Source organism: Pseudomonas sp. 2FE (genome assembly GCF_005503735.1).
Classification (GTDB): Bacteria; Pseudomonadota; Gammaproteobacteria; order Pseudomonadales; family Pseudomonadaceae; genus Aquipseudomonas.
This window is the reverse complement of record NZ_SCMO01000004.1, coordinates 73,884-94,214: the sequence shown is the minus strand read 5'-3', so window position 1 is coordinate 94,214 and position 20,331 is coordinate 73,884. Positions and strand designations below refer to the sequence as shown.

23 protein-coding genes and 1 pseudogene are annotated in these 20,331 nt (G+C 62.3%); 11 read left to right on the top strand and 13 right to left on the bottom strand.

Translation table 11 applies throughout. The annotated features are described in order from the left end of the window. Window positions 1–60: 60 nt before the first annotated feature. Window positions 61–273, top strand: a complete 213-nt coding sequence (locus FFS12_RS09600) for a DUF3820 family protein (RefSeq protein ID WP_137886628.1) — start codon at window positions 61–63, stop codon at window positions 271–273. A 35-nt stretch (window positions 274–308) separates the two neighbouring features. Here the strand turns inward: FFS12_RS09600 and FFS12_RS09595 are convergent, their stop codons facing one another. After that, a complete protein-coding gene (locus tag FFS12_RS09595; RefSeq protein ID WP_137886627.1) occupies window positions 309–1,199 on the bottom strand; it encodes an RluA family pseudouridine synthase in 891 nt (296 codons plus the stop codon). 140 nt (window positions 1,200–1,339) lie between these two features. Between FFS12_RS09595 and FFS12_RS09590 the strand changes: the two are divergent. Then, window positions 1,340–1,471 (top strand): annotated as a pseudogene (locus FFS12_RS09590) (DNA-binding response regulator); the annotation flags it as partial. A gap of 19 nt (window positions 1,472–1,490) precedes the next feature. On the opposite strand, the gene FFS12_RS09585 reads toward FFS12_RS09590, so the two are convergent. Beyond that, the gene (locus FFS12_RS09585; protein ID WP_137886626.1) at window positions 1,491–2,489 is read right to left on the bottom strand and encodes an AraC family transcriptional regulator; all 999 of its coding nucleotides are present in this window, start codon (window positions 2,487–2,489) and stop codon (window positions 1,491–1,493) included. A 359-nt stretch (window positions 2,490–2,848) separates the two neighbouring features. On the opposite strand from FFS12_RS09585, the gene FFS12_RS09580 reads away from it, so the two are divergent. Further along, on the top strand, window positions 2,849–4,141 hold the full coding sequence (locus FFS12_RS09580) for a dicarboxylate/amino acid:cation symporter (protein ID WP_137886625.1): 1,293 nt from the start codon (window positions 2,849–2,851) through the stop codon (window positions 4,139–4,141). Window positions 4,142–4,649: 508 nt separating this feature from the next. Here the strand turns inward: FFS12_RS09580 and FFS12_RS09575 are convergent. The 3 genes from FFS12_RS09575 to purM are packed head-to-tail and all read right to left on the bottom strand — an operon-like array spanning window position 4,650 to window position 7,083. Further along, window positions 4,650–5,366 (bottom strand): DUF3108 domain-containing protein, encoded by a 717-nt coding sequence (locus tag FFS12_RS09575; protein WP_137886624.1) that lies wholly within the window; start codon window positions 5,364–5,366, stop codon window positions 4,650–4,652. Between the two features lie 8 nt (window positions 5,367–5,374). Further along, complete coding sequence (gene purN / locus FFS12_RS09570) at window positions 5,375–6,025, bottom strand: phosphoribosylglycinamide formyltransferase (RefSeq protein WP_137886623.1); 651 nt, start codon at window positions 6,023–6,025, stop codon at window positions 5,375–5,377. Then, window positions 6,025–7,083, bottom strand: coding sequence for a phosphoribosylformylglycinamidine cyclo-ligase (gene purM / locus FFS12_RS09565; RefSeq protein ID WP_137886622.1), 1,059 nt, complete (start codon window positions 7,081–7,083; stop codon window positions 6,025–6,027). The genes purN and purM overlap by 1 nt, the downstream gene beginning before the upstream one ends. Window positions 7,084–7,466: 383 nt before the next feature. On the opposite strand from purM, the gene FFS12_RS09560 reads away from it, so the two are divergent. From FFS12_RS09560 to hda, 3 genes are read left to right on the top strand one after another with little or no spacing between them, the layout of a single operon-like run. Beyond that, window positions 7,467–8,510 carry a DUF2066 domain-containing protein gene (locus FFS12_RS09560; protein WP_137886621.1) on the top strand — a complete coding sequence of 348 codons (1,044 nt, stop codon included), beginning with the start codon at window positions 7,467–7,469 and terminating at the stop codon, window positions 8,508–8,510. 46 nt (window positions 8,511–8,556) lie between these two features. After that, window positions 8,557–9,648: an AI-2E family transporter gene (locus tag FFS12_RS09555; RefSeq protein ID WP_137886620.1), complete on the top strand. Its 1,092-nt coding sequence runs from the start codon at window positions 8,557–8,559 to the stop codon at window positions 9,646–9,648. Further along, the gene (gene hda / locus FFS12_RS09550) at window positions 9,645–10,349 is read left to right on the top strand and encodes a DnaA regulatory inactivator Hda (protein WP_137820600.1); all 705 of its coding nucleotides are present in this window, start codon (window positions 9,645–9,647) and stop codon (window positions 10,347–10,349) included. The genes FFS12_RS09555 and hda overlap by 4 nt, the downstream gene beginning before the upstream one ends. An 84-nt stretch (window positions 10,350–10,433) precedes the next feature. Here the strand turns inward: hda and FFS12_RS09545 are convergent, their stop codons facing one another. Genes FFS12_RS09545 through arsC form a run of 3 tightly spaced genes read right to left on the bottom strand, consistent with a single transcriptional unit; the run spans window position 10,434 to window position 11,792 of the window. Next, entirely contained in the window at window positions 10,434–10,844 is a 411-nt protein-coding gene (locus FFS12_RS09545) for a DUF2069 domain-containing protein (RefSeq protein ID WP_137886619.1), read from the bottom strand. Continuing rightward, entirely contained in the window at window positions 10,837–11,442 is a 606-nt protein-coding gene (wrbA, locus tag FFS12_RS09540; RefSeq protein WP_137886618.1) for an NAD(P)H:quinone oxidoreductase, read from the bottom strand. The genes FFS12_RS09545 and wrbA overlap by 8 nt, the downstream gene beginning before the upstream one ends. Then, window positions 11,439–11,792, bottom strand: a complete 354-nt coding sequence (gene arsC, locus FFS12_RS09535; protein WP_137886617.1) for an arsenate reductase (glutaredoxin) — start codon at window positions 11,790–11,792, stop codon at window positions 11,439–11,441. The genes wrbA and arsC overlap by 4 nt, the downstream gene beginning before the upstream one ends. Window positions 11,793–11,911: 119 nt before the next feature. Between arsC and FFS12_RS09530 the strand changes: the two genes are divergently transcribed. Continuing rightward, the gene (locus tag FFS12_RS09530) at window positions 11,912–13,129 is read left to right on the top strand and encodes a virulence factor BrkB family protein (RefSeq protein ID WP_137886616.1); all 1,218 of its coding nucleotides are present in this window, start codon (window positions 11,912–11,914) and stop codon (window positions 13,127–13,129) included. 198 nt (window positions 13,130–13,327) lie between these two features. After that, entirely contained in the window at window positions 13,328–13,534 is a 207-nt protein-coding gene (locus tag FFS12_RS09525; protein WP_137886615.1) for a hypothetical protein, read from the top strand. Window positions 13,535–13,571: 37 nt separating this feature from the next. Here the strand turns inward: FFS12_RS09525 and FFS12_RS09520 are convergent, their stop codons facing one another. Both FFS12_RS09520 and FFS12_RS09515 read right to left on the bottom strand, forming a co-directional pair. Further along, a complete protein-coding gene (locus FFS12_RS09520; RefSeq protein ID WP_137886614.1) occupies window positions 13,572–13,964 on the bottom strand; it encodes a hypothetical protein in 393 nt (130 codons plus the stop codon). Between the two features lie 128 nt (window positions 13,965–14,092). Then, window positions 14,093–15,502 carry a PilZ domain-containing protein gene (locus FFS12_RS09515; RefSeq protein ID WP_137886613.1) on the bottom strand — a complete coding sequence of 470 codons (1,410 nt, stop codon included), beginning with the start codon at window positions 15,500–15,502 and terminating at the stop codon, window positions 14,093–14,095. 63 nt (window positions 15,503–15,565) lie between these two features. On the opposite strand from FFS12_RS09515, the gene FFS12_RS09510 reads away from it, so the two are divergent. Next, window positions 15,566–16,015 (top strand): TlpA disulfide reductase family protein, encoded by a 450-nt coding sequence (locus FFS12_RS09510; RefSeq protein ID WP_256657338.1) that lies wholly within the window; start codon window positions 15,566–15,568, stop codon window positions 16,013–16,015. 4 nt (window positions 16,016–16,019) lie between these two features. Further along, a complete protein-coding gene (locus FFS12_RS09505) occupies window positions 16,020–16,295 on the top strand; it encodes an acylphosphatase (RefSeq protein WP_137886611.1) in 276 nt (91 codons plus the stop codon). Between the two features lie 163 nt (window positions 16,296–16,458). Here the strand turns inward: FFS12_RS09505 and FFS12_RS09495 are convergent, their stop codons facing one another. Genes FFS12_RS09495 through FFS12_RS09485 form a run of 3 tightly spaced genes read right to left on the bottom strand, consistent with a single transcriptional unit; the run spans window position 16,459 to window position 19,756 of the window. Further along, window positions 16,459–17,034 (bottom strand): transglycosylase SLT domain-containing protein, encoded by a 576-nt coding sequence (locus tag FFS12_RS09495; RefSeq protein ID WP_137886610.1) that lies wholly within the window; start codon window positions 17,032–17,034, stop codon window positions 16,459–16,461. An 8-nt stretch (window positions 17,035–17,042) separates the two neighbouring features. Beyond that, entirely contained in the window at window positions 17,043–17,999 is a 957-nt protein-coding gene (locus FFS12_RS09490) for a hypothetical protein (RefSeq protein WP_137886609.1), read from the bottom strand. 41 nt (window positions 18,000–18,040) lie between these two features. Then, complete coding sequence (locus tag FFS12_RS09485) at window positions 18,041–19,756, bottom strand: proline--tRNA ligase (RefSeq protein WP_137886608.1); 1,716 nt, start codon at window positions 19,754–19,756, stop codon at window positions 18,041–18,043. A 145-nt stretch (window positions 19,757–19,901) separates the two neighbouring features. On the opposite strand from FFS12_RS09485, the gene FFS12_RS09480 reads away from it, so the two are divergent. After that, entirely contained in the window at window positions 19,902–20,276 is a 375-nt protein-coding gene (locus tag FFS12_RS09480; RefSeq protein ID WP_119956351.1) for a PaaI family thioesterase, read from the top strand. The last annotated feature ends 55 nt before the right edge of the window (window positions 20,277–20,331 follow it).

Sequence of the window (20,331 nt, the reverse complement as noted above, 5' to 3'; positions counted from 1 at the left end):
ACGGCGAATGTTTAACGGCGAACTTTAGCCGGCTTAAACCGCGTCGAAGGCAAGGATACGATGAACCCCGAAGACCTCCTGCTCCTGGTTACCCGCGCCATGCCCTACGGCAAATACAAGGGGCGCTTGATTGCCGATTTGCCCGGGCATTATCTCAACTGGTTTGCCCGCGAAGGCTTTCCGAACGGCGAGATTGGTCGTCTCTTGGCACTGATGCAGGAGATCGACCATAACGGACTGTCGGCGCTGCTGGTTCCATTGCGGCAGCGCTAAAGCCTCTGCGCCGCCTACTGCAAATACGCCTGCGCTCACCAACTCAAGCTGAGTCGGCTCTCGAAGTGGCGTTCGGCACCGCTCAGCGGATCGGCAAAGGTCAGGCTCTGTGCCAGCAGCTTTAGCGGTCGCGCGTAATCATCGACGGCCTGCTCCGTCAGCTGTGGATAGAAGGGGTCGTTGCAGATGCCCGCGCCGAGTGCGGCCATGTGCAGGCGCAACTGGTGCTTTTTCCCCGTGATCGGATACAGGGCGTAACGCCAATACTCGCCGTTGCGTTCGCAGACTTCGATACGGGTTTCGCTGTTCGGCGTGCCGGGCACTTCCTGCATCAGAAAGAACGGCTCGCCGGCCGCCAGGCGGGTGCTGCGCACGTGGGGGAAAGCCACGGCAGGCAGCGCCGGGGCAATGGCTTGGTAGCGCTTGCTGATCTGCCGCTGGAGAAACAAGCCCTGATAGCGCGAGCGGCTTTCCGGGTTGGCCGAGAATAGGACTAACCCGGCCGTCAGCCGGTCGATGCGGTGCAAGGGCACCAGATGGGGGTTGTCGAGCCGCCGGCTGAGCCGTGCCAGCAGGGTCTCTTCCACGTATTCGCCGGCCGGTGTGACCGGCAGGAAGTGCGGTTTGTCCGCCACCACCAGATGCTCGTCGGCATACAGCACGGATTCGACGAAAGGGATCGGCACTTCATCCGCCACCTCGCGGAAATAGCGGATACGCAGCCCCTCTTGATAGCGCTGCTGGGGGCCGATGGCCGTGCCCTGCATATCCAGCACGCGGCCGCGCGCCATCCGCTCGAGCCAGGTCTCGCGGCTGATCGCCGTGAAGTGCGCACACAGGCAATCCAGCACGGTCGACCAGTTACCCGCCGGCAAGTGCAGGGTGCTCGCGCGCCCGCTAGCGGGAGGAAGGGGTTGAACGGGCATGGCGACACTCTGGTAGTTACAGAAGGGTGATTGCGGACGGGCGTGTACTCACTCACCCGCGAATGCGCATTAGGCCGCAGCCGCTAAAGCTCAGTCAAAGGTGAGCAAGCGCCAGCGGGTTAAACCGCCACGCACGGCGTGCAGGATGGCACGACTACGTGGTTAAACCCTTTCAGTTCGAGGAGTTGGAGGTGCGCCTGAATTCACTGCTGTGGCGCTTCTTGGGCTTCACTCAATCGACTATCGAGGCCGGGCCGTTGCTGCTCGACCTCAAGGCTAGCTCGGGGGTGTTCAGTGCTCCTGCGCGCGATAGGCGCCGGGTGTCAGCCCGGTCCACTTCTTGAACGCCCGGTGAAAGGCCGAGGGCTCGGAGAAACCGAGCTGTTCGGCAATCTCCTGAATCGGCAGATCGTCGCGCCCCAGGTGGTAGATCGCCAGGTCGCGGCGCAGTTGATCCTTCAACTCCTGAAAGCTCGAACCTTCCTCGCGCAAATGCCGACGCAGGGTTTGTGGGCTCATGTGCAGCTGTTTGGCGACTGCCTCCAGATCCGGCCAACTGCTGCAGTCACGCCCGAGCAGGCGGCGGATCTGGCTGATCAGGCTGTCGCCGCCGTCCGGGCGGGCGAGCAGATCGGCGGGCGAGTGTTCGAGAAAGTGTTTGAGGGTGCGCTCGTCCTGGAGCAGCGGCATGCTCAGGTAGCGAGCCTGAAACAGCAGGCTGGTGCTGTCAGCGGCGAAGCGCCGGGGGTTGGGGAAGAGCAGGTCGTACTCGGCATTGTGCTCGGGTTCGGAGTAGGCGAAGCTGGCCTCCTCCAGGCGGATACGCTGGCCGATCAGCCAACTGGCGAGGCGGTGCCAGATCACCAACAGGCTCTCCACCAGGAAGTGATCCGGGTCCCACAGGGTCGAGTCGTCCACTGTCAGCCGTGCCCATTCGCCTTCGCGGCTCAGACTGATACGCGGTGCGCCCTGAAACAGGCTGTAGAACAGGGTGCCGCGGCTCAGGGCCTTGTCCAGCGTGCGGCAATGGATGATGGCGTGGCACATCATGGCGAAGGTGCCGCGCTTGCTTGGCGCGCTGCCAAAGCCCATGTACTCGTCGTCCAGCGTCTCCCAAAGCAGCTGCATCAAACGGGCGAATTGTTCCGGGGCGATGCGCGCGCGCGGCTCCTCCAGCAGGGCCGGCTGGATGTTCAGCTGCCGCAAGATAGACGAACAATCCTGACCATGCCGTTCGGCGCCCCGCAGGGCGGCACGGACGAAATGGCTGGCAATGGTGCGTTCGCGCATGGGACGGGCTCATGGAAAAAGGCTGGCCGATGGTAAGCATGCCGTGCGGTGGGGACAAGCGCCCATGAGGATGAGGCGCGTGGAGGCCAGTGGTGCGCGAAAGGCTGGGGGATATCCGCCAGGCAATGGGCGGGAATCCGCCAAGTTGATCTGCTTTCGAGAGCGATGATTTAAGTCAAGTGTATGTATTTAAAGGGTTTTATCTGAATTTATAAGGCTGGCATGGCCTTTGCGATAGGCGCTGTAGACCTGTGTAGTCGGCAGGCAAACAACAAATCCCTCCAGTGCAGGAGGGTTAGCGCTTTGGCAGCGCGCGCATCGAGGAATGATGCGGCACCGCTGCCCACGAGGAACCTGCCATGACCCGCAAACCGCTGTACAAGAGCCTCTATGTTCAGGTGCTGGTGGCCATCGCCATCGGTATCGTCCTCGGCCATTTCTATCCGGAGACCGGCGCGGCGATGAAGCCGCTCGGCGATGGCTTCGTCAAGCTGATCAAGATGGCCATCGCGCCGATCATCTTCTGTACCGTGGTCAGCGGCATCGCCGGCATGCAGAGCATGAAGGCCGTGGGCAAGACCGGCGGGCTGGCGCTGCTGTATTTCGAGATCGTGAGCACCATCGCCCTGGTGATCGGCCTGGTGGTGGTCAACCTGGTGCAGCCGGGAGCCGGCATGCACATCGACGTCTCCACCCTGAACGCCAGCGGCATCGCCGGCTTTGTTGAGACCGGCGCACAGCAGAGCACCGTCGCCTTCCTGCTCAACGTGATCCCGAGCACCGTGGTCGGCGCCTTCGCCGCCGGCGAGATCCTCCAGGTGCTGTTCTTCTCCGTGATGTTCGGCTACGCCCTGCATCGCATGGGCGATTACGGCAGGCCGGTGCTGGAGTTTATCGAGCGCATCTCCCAGGTGATGTTCAACATCATCAACATGATCATGAAGGTCGCGCCCATCGGTGCCTTCGGCGCCATGGCCTTCACCATCGGTAAGTACGGCGTCGGCTCGCTGGTACAACTCGGCCAGCTGATGGCCTGCTTCTACATCACCTGCGTGTTCTTCATCCTGGTGGTGCTAGGCGGTATCGCCCGCGCTCACGGCTTCAGCGTCCTGCGCTTTATCAAGTACATCCGCGAAGAGCTGCTGATCGTGCTCGGCACTTCCTCTTCCGAGTCGGCCCTGCCGCGCATGCTGACCAAGCTGGAGAAGCTCGGCTGCAACAAGTCGGTGGTCGGCCTGGTGATCCCCACCGGCTACTCCTTCAACCTGGACGGCACCTCGATCTACCTGACCATGGCCGCGGTCTTTATCGCCCAGGCCACCGACACGCCGATGGGCCTGGTCGATCAGTTGACCCTGCTGGCGGTGCTGCTGATCGCCTCCAAGGGCGCCGCCGGCATCACCGGCAGTGGCTTTATCGTGCTGGCGGCGACCCTCTCCGCGGTCGGCACTCTGCCGGTGGCGGGTCTGGCGCTGATCCTCGGCATCGACCGCTTCATGTCCGAGGCCCGCGCGCTGACCAACCTGATCGGCAACGGTGTGGCCACCGTGGTGGTCGCCAAGTGGTGCAAGCAACTGGACGAAGACACCCTGCAAAGCGAGCTGGCCAGCGGCGGTTCGCAGCCGGTAGTGGCGGCCCGCGACTTGGCTTAAAACTGACAGCTACGCCCGCTCCTACCCAGGAGCGGGCTTTGGGCCCGTCTCGTGACGGGCCTTTTTTTTTATGTGCGCCAGGCATGGCGCGTTGCGCGCAAGCGCAACCAGCTTGGCAGTGGTGGCTAGGCTGGTGACTTGAAGGTGAAAGTCCTCTGCACGCCCGGCAAGGGGACGTGTTAGCCGAACGGCAAGGGTGTTGCGGGTGACCGCGAGTCTGAAGGAAACCGAAGCCGTAGTAGTTGCTCGAAACCGGAGTAATGAAGGGCCGAACCTGCCATGAGTGGACAGTCGGAGGTGATCTCTGTTGGGCCGTCGAGACCATCAGGAGGTGGGAGCCGGAAGCTCTGAGAGCCGGTCTAGGTGCTTAGATATCGCAGACGACACCTCGCAGGGAACCAAGCTTGCTGATGCTATCTGTCAGTAGGCAGGAACCGCCGCATACGGAACCGTGCGTACGGTGAGAGGGCGGGCGGGGGTGACCCCGCCTCCTACTCGATCTTGAGGATTATTCGCTGCGGCCCTGGACCGGCTTGCCGTCCACCGAGCCGTCCTTAAGCATGATCTGGTATTCCTTGCCGTCCTTTTCCACTTGATGCAGGCGCACCAGCAGGTAGTCCCAATCCTTGGCGAACCAGAGCACGGTTTTGCGGCTGCTCTGGGTCGGGTCACGCACGCGCTCGACTTTGATCGCGTCGACCAAGCCGGCCTTGGTGCGAACGGTCTCTTCGCCCAGCACGCGGAAGTCGTAGGTTTCGATCTCGTCGCCGTCGATGACTTGGTAGCTCATGCTCTTTTTGCCGGCGGCCACATCATGCTGGAGCACCAGTTGATAGGTCGATTTGTCCTGCAGACCACGGTTGAGTGGCTGAGAGACTTGCTCGCCGCGATCGGTGCCGATGATTTGCTTCGCGGTCCAGTCGAAATCGAACTCGACTTGTTTGCCTTTACCCAGGCCGCTACGGTCGTAGTGGTAGGTCAGCGGTAGGAAGGTGTCATTCTCGATGCGGAAGGTGCTTTCCTCGGTGAGGCTGGCGACCAGCATGGCGGCTTCGAAGTTGAGCAGCCAGCGCCCCTCATCTTGGCGCTTGAGGCTACGCTCGGCGGTGCCGCTGACGGGCAGCTGCTTCCAGTCGGCGGTGTAGCTGGCGGAGAAGGGCTTGAGCTCCAGGGCCTGCGCCGGCAAGGTGAGCACGGCGAGGACGAACAGCAGGGCGCGACGCATAGAGTCTCCTAGGTTCGAATCAGATGGCCGGTGGCCGGTAGGGGCTGGCCATCCAGCATTGCGCCCTGTGGACCAAGATGCAAGCGGCCTTCGGCAAACCAGCGCACGGCCAACGGGTAAATCTGGTGTTCCTGCACATGCACGCGGGCGGCCAGGCTTTCCGGCGAGTCATCCGACCGTACCGGGATTACCGCTTGTACGACCAGAGGACCGCCATCGAGTTCCTCGGTGACGAAGTGCACGCTGCAACCGTGCTCCCGGTCGCCAGCCTCCAATGCCCGCTGGTGCGTGTGCAGGCCCTTGTATTTGGGCAGCAGCGAGGGGTGGATATTCAGCAGGCGGCCTTGGTAGTGGCGGACGAAGTCCGGGCTGAGGATGCGCATAAAGCCCGCCAGCACCACCAGTTGCGGCGTGAAGGTGTCGATCAGCTCGATCAGCGCCGCATCGAAGGCCTCGCGGCCGGCAAAGGTTTTGTGATCGAGGACTTGGGTGTCGATGCCGGCGGCTTTCGCCCGCTCCAGGCCATAGGCGTCGGCGCGGTTGGCGATCACTGCGCGAATCCGGGCCGGATTGTCACCGGCCTGGAGAGTGTCGATCAGCGCCTGCAGGTTGCTGCCGGAGCCAGAGATCAGCACGACTACATCGCAGCGTGCCGGCATCAGTGACCTTTCAGGTTGTTCAGTACCACACGCTCCGCGCCTTGCGCGCTGGCGGCGATCTGGCCAATCAGCCAAGGCTGTTCGCCGGCCTCGCGCAGGGTTTGCAGCGCGGTCTCGACCTGCTCTTGAGCGACGCAGATGACCATGCCCACGCCGCAGTTGAGGACGCGGTGCATCTCCACTTCGTCGACGTTGCCTTGCTCTTGCAGCCAGTCGAACACCGCCGGGCGTTTCCAGCTGGCCACATCGACCACCGCTTGCGCGCCTTCCGGCAGCACGCGCGGGATGTTATCCAGCAGACCGCCGCCGGTGATATGGGCCATGGCTTTGACCGCGCCGGTGTCTTTGATCAGCTTGAGCAGCGGTTTGACGTAGATCCGGGTCGGCGCCATCAGCAGCTCGGTGAGCGGCTTGCCGTCGAGCTGGATGTTTTCGATGTCGGCACCGGCGACTTCGATGATCTTGCGGATCAGCGAATAGCCGTTGGAGTGCGGACCGGAGGAGGGCAGGGCGATGAGGGCATCGCCGGCCTGCACCTTGGAGCCGTCGATGATCTCGGCTTTCTCCACCACGCCGACGCAGAAGCCGGCCAGGTCGTAGTCTTCGCCTTCGTACATGCCGGGCATCTCGGCAGTTTCACCGCCGACCAGGGAGCAGCCGGCCAGCTCGCAGCCGGCGCCGATGCCGGTGACCACTTGGGCGGCGGTGTCGACGTTGAGCTTGCCGGTGGCGTAGTAGTCGAGGAAGAACAGCGGCTCGGCGCCGCACACCACCAAGTCATTGACGCACATGGCGACCAGGTCGATGCCGATGCTGTCGTGCTTGTTCAGGTTCAGCGCCAGGCGCAGCTTGGTGCCGACGCCATCGGTGCCGGAGACCAGTACCGGCTGCTTGTAGCCGGCGGGGATCTCGCAGAGGGCGCCGAAGCCGCCCAGGCCGCCCATCACTTCCGGACGTGCGGTGCGCTTGGCCACGCTTTTGATGCGTTCGACCAGGGCTTCGCCCGCGTCGATATCTACACCGGCGTCCTTGTAGCTAATGGAGGGTTGCTTGCTCATAGATCCAGGGCCTTTAAGGGAAGTTCGGGGATCGACCGGGTGCTGCCGAAGCCGGTCTGCGAAGGCGCGCGATTTTATCAGGCTTGCCCGCCAGCGGCCATCGGAGCCTGCCACTCAAGTGGGTAGTGGCGGGTTTGCCGGGTAGTTAAGCCGACGAACTGCGGTGATACCCGGGCAAATCAGTCGCGAAAGCGCGCCCTATCGAGCGAAATGGGGGCTGGGTTCAGCCGGCGCTGGGCAAAAGGCCTGGTGAAGATCAGCGCCAATCGGGGCTAGCGAGAGTGCCGGCTGCTGGGTTGTCAGGCAGGCGCTGGTTGCCGGTCTGCGGGCGGCTGTTTAAGGTAGAGCCTTTATATTTAACCCTTAAGTCTTGCGAGAGCCCAATGCGCGCCATTGCCCGCCTGTTTGTCCTCTGTCTGTCGCTTATCAGCCTGCCGTCTTTTGCCGAAACGGTCGGCGACCTGTATCAGGTGCGCGAGCCGGTCGCCAGCCAGCAACCCGAGGAGCGCGCCGCCGCGCTGAGCCGCGCGTTGGACACGCTGGTGTTGCGTCTCACCGGTGATAGCCAGGCGCCGAGCAACCCGGCCCTGGCCGAATTGCGCAAGGATCCACAACAGTTGATCAGCCAGTACGGCTACGAAACTGGCCCGCCGCAGTTGCTGGTGGTCGACTTCGACCCGGTCAGCAGCGACCGCAGCTTGCGCCAAGCCGGCTTGTCGTTATGGGGCACCAACCGCCCGGCGATCCTGGTGTGGTGGCTGAATAATGCCAATGAAGGCGCCAGTCTGGTCGGTGACGGCCAAGCCAGTGCCGCGCCGTTGCGCCGTGCCGCCCAGCACCGTGGTTTGCCGCTGCGCCTGCCACTGGCGGATTTGAATGAGCAACTGCTCGCTACGGCGGAAAACCTCACTGCCACCCAGCCCGATGCGCTGCGTCCGGCCTCCGAGCGCTATGCGGCGGATGCCTTGCTGGCGGTCAATAGCCATGAGGAGGCGGGCCAGTGGCAGGCACAGTGGCGCCTGTGGCTAGGCGATAGCCGCGAGCAGGGCAGCGCCCAGGGCGCCGACGCGGATGCGCTGGCGGATGCGGTGTTTTTGGCCATCAGCGAGCGCCTGGCGCCGCGCTTTGTCGCCGCTCCGGGCGCGGCCGAGAGCCTGATCCTGGAGGTGCAGGGCGCCACTCTGGCCCGTTACGCCGAGCTGCAACGCTTGCTCGAACCGTTCGACGCCCGTCTGCAGAAGGTCGAAGGCGAGCGGCTGAGCTATCAGGTCAAGGCCAGCGCCGAGCAGTTGCGTGCGCAACTGGCCCTGGCGCATCTACAGGAAATGCCGGCCGAGGCTGCATCGGTAGAGGCCGGGCAGGCCCCGACGGCCGTTGCGGCGCCCATGCAACAGCCGCGTGCGGCTGTACTGCGTTACCGTTGGTAGTCATCCGGCCTGGGCTGGGTAAGTTTCCTGTTGCGAGGCTTTGAGCATGACTGATTCACGTCACTGGCTATGGATTGCCGGGCTGTTTCTGCTCGGTTGGCTGCTGTACCTGTTGCAGCCGATTCTTTCGCCCTTTCTGATTGGCGTGTTGCTGGCCTACATGGGCGATCCGCTGGTGGATCGGTTGGAGCGCTGGAAGCTTTCGCGCACCTGGGCGGTGGTCGTGGTGTTCGGCTTGTTCAGCCTGGTTTTACTGGTGCTGCTCTTGGTGCTGCTGCCGCTGTTGGGCCGGCAGTTGCTGCGCCTCTATGAGTTGGCGCCGCAGATGCTCGACTGGTTGCAGCATACGGCCTTGCCTTGGGCGCAGGCGCAACTGGGTCTGGCGGATGGTTTCTGGCGTTTCGATCAGCTCAAGGCGGCTTTTTCCGAGCATCTGGGCAAGACCACCGATATCGTTGGGGCCGTGCTGGCGCAGGCCACCGCATCGAGTTTGGCGTTGCTCGGTTGGCTGGGCAACTTGCTGCTGATTCCGGTGGTGAGTTTTTATCTGCTGCGGGACTGGGACCTGCTGGTGGCCAAGCTGCGCAGCCTGCTGCCACGCAGCCGCGAAGGTTGGGTCGTGCAACTGATTGGCGAGTGCCATGAAGTGCTGGGCGCCTTCCTGCGTGGCCAGTTGCTGGTGATGCTGGCGCTGGGGATTATCTACGCCAGCGGTTTGATGCTGGTAGGCCTGGAGTTGGGGCTGTTGATCGGCCTGCTCGCCGGCTTGGCCAGCATCGTGCCCTACATGGGTTTTGTCGTGGGCATGGGTGCCGCGGTCACTGCCGGGCTGTTTCAGTTTGGCGGTGAGTTTTATCCCCTGCTGGGGATTGCCGCGGTCTTCATGGCCGGTCAATTGCTCGAAGGCATGCTGCTAACGCCCTTGTTGGTGGGCGATCGCATCGGCCTGCATCCGGTGGCGGTGATCTTTGCGATTCTCGCGGGCGGCCAGTTATTTGGCTTCACTGGCGTACTATTGGCGCTGCCGGTTGCCGCGGTGATCATGGTATTGCTGCGTCATGCTCATGATTTCTATAAACTTTCCACTCTTTATCGAGAGTCCCCCGGCGGTTCCGACGAGCCGCCCAGCCCTGCATGAAGCCGATTCAGCTCCCTCTGGGCGTGCGTCTGCGCGACGACGCCACCTTTGCCAACTACTATCCCGGCGCGAATGCCGCGGCGCTCGGCTATGTCGAACGCCTCTGCGAGGCCGAGGCCGGCTGGGCGGAGAGTCTGATCTACCTCTGGGGTGGTGACGGCGTCGGTCGCAGCCATCTGCTGCAGGCCGCCTGTTTGCGCTTTGAGCAACGTGACGAGCAGGCGGTGTATCTGCCGTTGGCGGAGGTGGCGGATTACGGCCCGGAGCTGCTGGACAACCTGGAGCAGTGCGAGCTGGTCTGTCTGGATGATCTGGATGCGGTTGCCGGGCGCGCCGACTGGGAGGAGGCGCTGTTTCACCTGTTCAACCGTCTGCGTGACAGTGGTCGCAGGTTGCTGCTGGCCGCCGCCGCGTCGCCACGGGAGCTGCCGGTGCAATTGCCAGACCTGCAGTCACGCCTGACCCTGGCGCTGGTCTTCCAGCTGCAGTCACTGTCCGACGAAGACAAGCTGCGCGCCTTGCAACTGCGTGCCTCGCGTCGTGGCCTGCACCTGACCGACGAAGTCGGCCGCTTCATCCTCACGCGCGGCACGCGCAGCATGAGCGCGTTGTTCGAACTGCTGGAACGCTTGGATCAGGCCTCCCTGCAGGCGCAACGCAAGCTGACCATTCCCTTCCTGAAAGAAATCCTCGGCTGGTAGGCCGTAGGGTGGATTCGCCGCGCTGCGGCAATCCACCAAGCCGCGAGCGGTGCACTGCCCTGCGGGCGAGTGCACCCTACGGAGTCAGCTTTCGCCCGCCAGTTTACGGTCGTACTGGAAGCGCCAGCGCGTATAGAGCAGCGCCGCGCAGAACAGCGTCAGGCTGAGCAGCGCTTCGGTCCAGCCGAGCCGGCTGCGACTGGGATCGAAGGCGGCGAGCACGCCTTTGATGAAGTACAGGTTGACCACGAAGCAGGTCCAGGCGTGAGCCCGCGCGCTGCCGAGCAGTAAACCGGGGGCGAGTATCAGCAGGGGCGCCAGTTCGATGCTCAAAATCACCCAGGGGCGCGCGCCATGCAGGTCGGCGTAGACCAGGTTCCAGATCAGCAGCAACAGCGCTAAGCCGCCAAAGCTGAGCAAACTGAGCGCGCGGCTGAGGGCCAGGCGTGGCGCCAGCCAACTCAGGGCCGGTAGGGGCTTTGGAGTTTTAGCCACGGTGGTTCTCCAAACGCTGCGCGGTCTGTGCCAGGCGTTGGCCGAGGGTGCGGCACAGGGCGATCTCGTGTTCATCCAGCGGGCGTTTGCCATCGGTGCCGGCATGGTGGCTGGCGCCGTAGGGCGTGCCGCCGCCGCGGGTCTCGAACAGTGCCTGCTCGCTGTAAGGCAGACCGGTGATCAGCATGCCGTGGTGCAGCAGCGGTAGCAGCATGGACAGCAGGGTAGTCTCCTGACCGCCGTGCAGGCTGGCGGTGGAGGTGAAGACGCCGGCCGGTTTGCCGACCAGCCCGCCGGTCAGCCAGAGACTGCTGGTGCCGTCGAGGAAGTATTTCAGCGGCGCGGCCATATTGCCGAAGCGGGTCGGGCTGCCTAAGAGCAGGCCTGCGCAGTTTTTCAGGTCATCCAGGCTGGCGTAGAGCGCACCTTCGGCAGGAATGGCTGGGGCTATGGCTTCGCACTCGGTGGAGACCACCGGCACCGTGCGCAGGCGCGCTTCCATGCCGGTCAGCTCGACGCCGCGGGCAATCTGTCGGGCCATCTCGGCGGTGGCGCCGTTGCGGCTGTAATAGAGCACCAGGATGTAGGGCTGGCTCACGGCAGAATCTCCAGCACTTTCTCCGGCGGGCGGCCGATGATGGCCTTGCTACCCACGACCAGAATCGGCCGCTCGATCAGCTTGGGGTGGGCGACCATGGCGGCGATCAGTTGTTCTTCACTGAGGCTGGGATCCGCCAGGTTCAGGGTTTTGTATTCGTCCTCGGCGCTGCGCAGTAACTGTCGTGCAGACAGCTTGAGCTTGCCCAGCAGGTCCTGCAGTTCGACGGCGCTCAGCGGGGTTTCCAGATAGCGCACTAGAGTCGGCGCGAGGCCGCGGGCTTCGAGCAGTTCCAGCGCGCCGCGGGATTTCGAGCAGCGCGGGTTGTGATAGAGCGTCAGATCGGTCATGTGCGGGTCGCATCTTGCATAAGGTGGCGGCTATTCTAACCGCGTCGGTGCCTCTGTCTGAACAGGGCGCAAGGTTTGCGGTCTGTTAGGCCGCGTTCGTCAATCGCTAAGGAGAGGGCATGCGCCAACGCTTCGATGATGTCGTGGAATTCTGGCGCTTTCTGCTGCGGCGCTTTCTCGCCGACCATGGGCCCAATAGCGCTGCGGCATTGACCTACACCACCCTGTTCGCGGTGGTGCCGATGATGACGGTGACCTTCGCCATGCTTTCCGCTATCCCGGCTTTTCAGGGGGTTGGCGAGGAAATTCAGAATTTTATCTTCCGCAATTTTTTGCCCTCGTCCGGTGAAACGGTGCAGGAATATCTGAGAGACTTCACCACCCAGGCGCGGCAACTGACCTGGATCGGTGTGGTTTTACTCGCGGTGACCGCCTTTGCCATGCTGGTGACGGTGGAGAAGGCGCTCAACACCATCTGGCGGGTGCGCCAACCGCGGCGTGGCATCTCCAGCTTCTTGCTGTATTGGGCGATTCTCAGCCTCGGCCCGCTGCTGTTGGGCGTCGGCTTCGCGGTGAGCACCTACATCACTTCGCTGTCCTTGATTTCCGGGCCGGATGCGCTGATCGGGGCCAAGACCTTGCTTGGCTTCATGCCGCTGTTGTCCAGTGTGGCGGCGTTCACGCTGATTTATGCCGCGGTGCCCAACGCTCGGGTGCCACTCAAGCATGCGCTGCTCGGTGGGGTGTTTGCCGCGGTGTTGTTCGAGGTGGCGAAGATGCTGTTCGGCCTGTATGTCCGCCTGTTTCCCGGTTACCAGTTGATCTACGGCGCCTTCGCGACCGTACCGCTGTTCCTGCTGTGGGTCTACCTGTCTTGGCTGATCGTGCTGTTTGGTGCCGAGTTGGTGTGCAACCTGTCGTCATCGCGGCATTGGCGGCGTCGTGCGGTGCCCAGGCTGTTGGTGGTGTTGGGCATTCTGCGGGTGTTCCATGATTGCCAGCTGCGCGGTCAATTGGTGCGCCATAGCGATGTGCAGAGTCAGGGTTGGCAGCTACCGGAGGACGAGTGGGACGAGATCCTCGATTTCCTCGAGCGCGAGCAACTGATCTGTCGAGCCAGTGGCGGGGGCTGGGTGCTGTGCCGCGATCTGACGCAGTACAGCCTGCATCAACTGCTCAGCCACAGTCCTTGGCCATTGCCGCGCCTGGGGCTGCTGCCGGCGCAGCTGGATGAGGCTTGGTATCCGGGGCTGCGCGCGGCGTTGGAAATGTTGCATGAGGAACAAGCGGCACTATTTGGCGCTAGCTTGGCGCAATGGCTACAAGCGACTAAGTAAACTCGGTCGCTGTGCGCAAGCCAACTGATGACGAAAAACGTCAGTTTGCGGCGCATAGCTACTGCCGCGCAGGTTCAAGGCCGGCGCTGAGGCCGTAGGGCCGATGATCTGAAGGTTGGCACGCTTTTGGCTCTCTCGGTAAGCGATTGCTATCAAACTGCCAGCGGGGCACGGACTGGCCGAGGAACTATGGGTGCTATGAGCAGAACTAAGGGCAACGTGATCCACTTGCAGCAGTGGGATCCGCAGCAGGCATTGGAGCGTCTTAATCGGCTTACCGGCCTGCGCTTTGTGCAGTGGCCGGAGTCTCTGGTGCAACAGTCGCTGCAGGCCGGCACTGCTGAACAGGAGGCCAACGACCTCGCCGTTGCAATTCCAACCAGTTCCAGCGTTGTGCAGCGCTAAAAAGCAAACCCTAATGTGTGGGGCTACACAGCGGCCATCAGGCCTGGGCTTGGCGGCTCTCGGCGCTGGCCAGTTCCACGGCCTGCACGAATAACTCTTCGACAGTCAAACTGGGCGCCGGCACTGCCGAACGCAGGCAAATCTGCATGTCCTGGATCTTCTGTTTGACCGGCAGGCGAGCGATGCCGGACAGCAGGATTTTGTGCTGGGCACTGACTTTGCCGTGATCCACCAGCACCTCGCGGCGACTGTCGCCATCGCGGTAGCTGACCAACAGAGACACCGGCAGATTGGCCAGGCCGGGTAGCTGCAGCCACGCGGCGATGTTGTATTCGGCTACCCGCCCTTCGTAAGGTGTGACTAGCGTGCGGGCGGCGTCGGCGATTCGGGACGGCACTGGGCCGATCAGCTGGTCATGGGCTTGGGACATGGCGGGCTTCCGGGCTGATAGCGGATCGAATGAAGAGTATGAGTCGTGCACGAGTATAAGCACGACGGTGCCCGTCAAACTGTGCGCTTGGCCGCTGGGTGACGTGACCCGTCTCGCAGTTTCAACCTCTACGCCAGCTTCAGAGGGTGGCGGGCGACCGAGGGGGTGACGAGGTTGGGGGCGGGCAGCGGCAGGGCGGCCTGGTTATGCACGCTGACCAACTGCAGCCAAAGGTTCTCCCCCTCAACGAACTGCCCGTTTGGCAACCACAAACCATGATGCCAACCACTGCTCTGCACCGGGGTACTTTGCAGGACGCCGGGGTGGGTTTGCGCGCTGGGTGCGCGGCGTAGCCAAACTGGGCGGGGCAGCCCTTTCAAATAACGCAGACCGAGGTGCAGGCCCTCGACATTCAGGTGCCGCCAACGCACCAGCGCCAGGGTCGGTGTGGCACTGCTACTGAGCAGCAGAACCAGTTGCCCGACTGGCAGCTGTCGGCCTTGGTCGGCATGGCACAACAAGCGTGCGCCGCCTGGGCTGGTATCGAGCATCTGCGCCGCGCAGTGGCCGGGACGATGTTCAAGGAGTTGGGCGTGGATGGCCGTTAGGCCGACGACCAAGCTGCAATCCCCAACCTGGTCTGAGCGCGCATGGCGGCGCTGTTGATGGCCTAGCCAATGGTGGCGGACGCGCTCGAGCAACTGGCGCTCAAGCGCGCTTTGCAAGGGCGCTGGCTCATGCAGGGCGACCAACAACGCCCCGAGTTCGAAGCGGCGCAGGTAGTGATTGTCGCCTTCTGGCGCCTGTTCGTAGGCTAGACAAGGCTGCGCTTCGGTGAGGTCGACGGTTGGGCCCTCGGCATCATCGTCCTCCTCCCAGGGCAGCAGGCGAGCGAGGCTGGCCAGTGGGGCGAGGGCGCTAAACAGCAGCGGGCTTTCGCCTTCGGCCAGATGGAAGGGATTGCTCAAGGCCAGTAGCAGCATCTGCTGATAGAGGCCACGCAAGGTACTGGCCGGTGGCGGTTGGAAGGCGGCGGCGACGGGCTCATCCAGACACTCCTGATGTTCGCCGATCCAATACAGCAGGTGGCTATCACGCCATAGGCTGGCCGGTGGTTCTTGGTACAGCTGGTAGTGCCGCAACAGGCTTTGGGCGAGGAAGTGCTGAGCCATATACAGGCACCACGCCAGATGCGGGCGTGAGGGCTGGTGGCCCTGCAAAATCTGCAGTAGCAGGCGTTTGAAACCTGTGGCGATCTCAGCGCAAAAGCGCACGAACAAGACCGATGGCGCCATGCCGGTGCGGTAGGCCGCGGCATAGTGGCGGTATTCTTCGCTGAAGCTTTGCAGCGCGCGTTGCCTTTCGAGTAAGGTCATGGCGCTGCGATTAAGCCGAAATAACAGGCTCAACACCTGTTGCAGCGCATGATCCTGCGGCTGCAGGCGCGCTTCGGCGAGTTGCTGATTGAGATCGGCGAGGGGCACAGCGTCCTCTTCGAGGATCTCTGGCACTTCTAGGCGCAAGGCATCCAGCGTCATATCAACCCTGCGTGCACGAGGACCGACTGCATGGGAACGCGACTCCAAAGGGGCATAGGGCGAATGGTCATAAGTATTCTCGTCGGGCTTCTGCTGGCCGGCTGTGCCGAAGACCTAGGTGTCGATCAGCATGGACGAAAGGTAGCGGCTGAGCGTCTGGAAGGCCAGTGGTTGGTGATTAATTACTGGGCCGAATGGTGTGGGCCTTGTCGTACCGAGATTCCAGAATTGAATGCCTTGGCTGAACAGCTCAAGGGCAAGCCCGTCAGCCTGCTTGGGGTGAACTTTGATGGCTTGCAGGGGGAGGAGCTGAGTAAGGCCTCTGAGGCGCTGGGGATTCGTTTCACGGTGTTGGCACAGGACCCGGCCGCGCGCTTCCAACTGCCGCACAGCGAAGCGCTGCCGGTGACCTATATCGTCGATGCAAAGGGCCAACTACGTGAGCGTCTGCTCGGCGAGCAGACATCGATGGGGCTGAGTAAACGGTTAGCCGAGTTGCAAGCTAAGGAGTGAGGCAATGGCGCGCATTTGTTTGCATGGTTATGTCAGCGGTCGGGTACAGGGTGTGGGCTATCGCCAGCACACCGAAGAGCAGGCCGAGCGTCTTGAACTCGATGGCTGGGTGCGCAACCTCGCCGATGGTCGGGTCGAGGTGCTGCTGGAGGGTGAAGAGGCCGCGGTGCATGAATTGGCGGCTTGGCTGGAACAGGGGCCGAAGCAAGCCAAGGTCGACGCGGTCGAGCTGCAAGAGCAAGCCTTGCAAGGGATTGCCGGCTTTATTGTGCGTGGTTAACAGCTGCGGCCAAAACGCGCAGAGGCTGTTTTGAAAGTCGTCGAGCGAAGGTCAGGCAAGGCAAAAATGGCAGAGGAGGCGGAGTTTACGAGCTGTAAATGAGCATTCCGAAGCCATTTTTAACGCAGCATCACCGATGCGCAGACAATTGCAAAACAGCCTCTCAGGGTTTGACGTACCAGAAGTCTTGCCAGAGCCCGATGACCTTCGCCGGGTAGGTGTTCTGCCCGAGGCTGCCGTTATAGCGGGCGAGGGCGCGGCTGAGGTTGCCGTGTTCCTTTTTCAGGTAGTAACTGAGGATGGTGCAGCCGTAGCGCAGGTTGGTGGCGTTGTCGGTGAGGTTGTCTTGCGGGCGGCCCAGTTCGCCTTTCCAGAAGGGCATCACTTGCATCATGCCTTGGGCGCCAACCGAGGAGATGGCGAAGCGATTGAAGTGGCTTTCCGCGTGGATCAGGGCGATGACCAAATCGGGCTTCAGGCCGGCTTTACTGGCTTCGCGATGCACCTGTTTAAGCAGCGTCAGGCGCTCCTCGGCATCTGGCAGGTAGCGCGTGAGGCGTGTGGACATATCCAGCAGCCAGACCTCAGCATCGAAGCGATCTTCAAAGCTGTCCGCCTCGGCCACCATGCGTTGCAGCAAGCTGCGCAGTTCCGGCTCCGGAGCCTGACGCAGGTTGGCGTCAGCAGGCGGCGCTAACAGCAGCAGGCAGCACAGTGCGAAGCGAAAACACGCCGCCATCTTCCGTCTCAGTTGTTGGCGCCAGGATCGGCAGCCAGGCGGCCGGCGTCCTTCATCAGCGACTTGAGGAACTCCTGCTGCAACTCCGGATCGTTACGCGTCAGTTCGATCAGGCTTTGTTCCAGCTCACTGGCTTCCTCTTCCAGACCCAGCTCGGACAGGCGCTTGACCCGATGCACCCACTGCCCAACCTCGTCGTCTTCCAGGTCGTCGAAGATCAGGGCATGGGCTTCCAGCAGTTTGCCGCGCAGCGTGCGGCTGACCAGCAAGGTGGCATCTGCGCGGGTATGGTCCTGTTCGTCTTCAGTGCTCAGTAGCAGCTTGCCAACGCGGCTGACGTCCTGTTCGGCGAAGGGGCCATCGAGCAGGTTCAGACGCAGTATGCCATTGCGATCGGTGGTCAGCTCGTGGGTTTGCGGGCCAGCCTTGATCAGTACGGGGCGCTCGGCCCACGGCAGGCTGGAATACTCCATGCGTTTGTCTTGCTGCTTTTCGTCGATACCGGCCAGATTCTGCTGCGAGCGACCATTGGACTGGGTGTTCATAAAGGGGTTGAGGCCGGCAAAGCCATAGCTGATCCAGTCTTTGGTGGCCGTTTCCGGCAGGCTGCCGAGCATGACCACATTGAGCACATTGGCCCCGACACCGGCGACCACCGCGACCGCGCCCAATGGCACTTCATAAAGTTCGCGCCAGGGCTGGTAGGGGGTGTAGCGATCATAGTGGCGAGTCACCTCGAATTCGGTGACCTCAAAGGTTTTCTGCTCCTGCACCCGCACGCGCCGTTGCGGCAGTTCGAGGACTCCAGGTTCGCCTACGTCTATTTGCAGGCTGTGGTTCAGCAGTTTGCGCTCGACTCGTTCCTCATGCTCGCTGCGTTGTGACAGGTGGTTGGCGCAGCCGCTGAGAAAGAGGGCGCCGCAGAGTGCGGCGCCAATGAGGCATAAGGTACTTCGCTTGAACATGACTTCTCTTGGTGAGCGACTGCTCTTGAAAACGGCTAGGATCAGCGCCGGATACGGGCCTGGATGAAGGACAGGGTTTCGGCCACTGGAACGGCCTGAGCCTCGGTTTCGCTGCGGTTCTTGTATTCCAGATTGCCTTCGGCCAGGCCGCGTTCGCTGACCACAACGCGGTGTGGAATGCCGATCAGTTCCATATCGGCAAATTTGATGCCTGGACTGGTCTTTTTGTCACGGTCGTCGAGCAGAACTTCGAAGCCCGCAGCAGTCAATTCGGCGTAGAGCTTATCGGTCGCCGCGCGCACCGCTTCGTTTTCATAGCGCAGTGGCACCAGGGCGATTTGGAAGGGCGCCAGGGCATCGTTCCAGAGAATCCCGCGCTCATCGTTGTTTTGCTCGATGGCCGCCGCGACCACGCGGGAGACACCAATGCCATAGCAACCCATGGTCAGGATGGCCGGCTTACCGTTTTCGCCCATCACCGTACAGTTCATCGCTTCGCTGTATTTGCTGCCGAGCTGGAAAATATGCCCGACTTCGATGCCGCGCTTGATCACCAGGGTGCCCTGGCCATCCGGGCTCGGATCGCCAGCCACGACATTACGCAGGTCGGCTACTTCCGGCAGCGGCAGGTCGCGCTCCCAGTTGACGCCGAAGTAATGTTTGTCATCGATGTTGGCGCCGATGGCGAAATCGCTCATCAGGGCGACCGAACGGTCGATGATGCACGGCAGCGGCAGATTCAGCGGGCCGAGCGAGCCGGCACCAGCGCCGATGGCGTTGCGCAGCTCCGCCTCCGAGGCAAACACTAGTGGGCTGGCGACTTGCGCCAGGTTGGCGGCTTTGATTTCGTTCAGTTCGTGGTCGCCACGGATGATCAGGGCGATCAAGCTGCCTTCTTCGGCGCCGTGCACAACCAGGGTCTTGATGGTTTTTTCGATCCGCAGGTTGAAGCCTTCTACCAGTTCGGCAATGGTCTTGGCGTTCGGCGTATCGAGCAGACGCAGTTCTTCGGTGGCGGCACCACGCGCTTGCTCACGCGGAATTGCCTCGGCCTTCTCGATGTTGGCGGCGTAGTCGGAGTTGTCGCTGAAGGCGATATCGTCTTCGCCGGACTCGGCCAACACGTGGAACTCGTGGGAGCCGGTACCGCCGATCGAGCCGGTGTCCGCCTGTACCGGGCGGAAGTTCAAGCCCAGACGGGTGAAGACATTGCAGTAGGCCTGGTGCATGCGGTCGTAGGTTTCTTGCAGCGAGGCCTGATCGATATGGAAGGAGTAGGCATCCTTCATGGTGAACTCGCGGCCGCGCATCAAGCCGAAGCGTGGGCGAATTTCATCCCGGAATTTGGTCTGGATCTGGTACAGGTTGATCGGCAGCTGCTTGTAGCTGCTCAATTCGTTGCGCATTAGATCGGTGATGACTTCTTCGTGAGTCGGGCCGGCGCAGAATTCGCGGCCATGCCGGTCTTTCAGGCGCAGCAGCTCCGGCCCGTACTGTTCCCAGCGGCCGGACTCCTGCCATAGCTCGGCCGGCTGAACCAGTGGCATCAGCACTTCGAGGGCGCCGGCGGCATTCATCTCCTCACGCACCACGGCTTCCACCTTGCGCAGCACGCGCAGGCCCATCGGCAGCCAGGTATAGAGGCCTGACGCCAGTTTGCGGATCATGCCGGCGCGCAGCATCAACTGATGGCTGATGACTACGGCGTCGGCAGGGGTTTCTTTCTGGGTCGAGAGCAGATACTGACTGGTACGCATGTTTGGCCGTTATATCGGTTGCGAAGGCTAGGAATAGCTCGGCATTGTACGGTGCCTGTACAGTCGCGTACAGGATTCAGGCCGCCGGAACAGGGGATATAAGGTGACAGTATTAACCGCAGAGCAGGTGCAGACGCTGATTCGAATGGGCGTACCGATGGCTGAGGACATCGATCTGCGGATCGACCGGCTGGATGCGGATTGCGCCCTGGCGCGGGTGCCCTTCCAGGCGAAACTGGTACGCCCGGGCGGCACCTTGTCCGGGCCGACCATTATGTCCCTGGCCGATGCGGCGATGTATGCGGTGGTATTAGGGCGATTGGGGCGGGTAGAGATGGCGGTGACGGCTAACTTGAATATCAACTTTCTGGCCAAGCCCAAGCCGGTGGATCTGTTGGCGCAGGCGCGGATTTTGCGGTTGAGTCGTCGGCAGGCGGTCTGCGAAGTTTCGCTTTACTCGGCCGGGAATGAGGAGGAGTTGGTGGCGCATGTGACGGGAACTTACGCCTTGCCACTTTGATTTAAGTTGGTTAAATCTTGACCAGTAGTTGATTGTTTTTTGATCATGTGGCCAC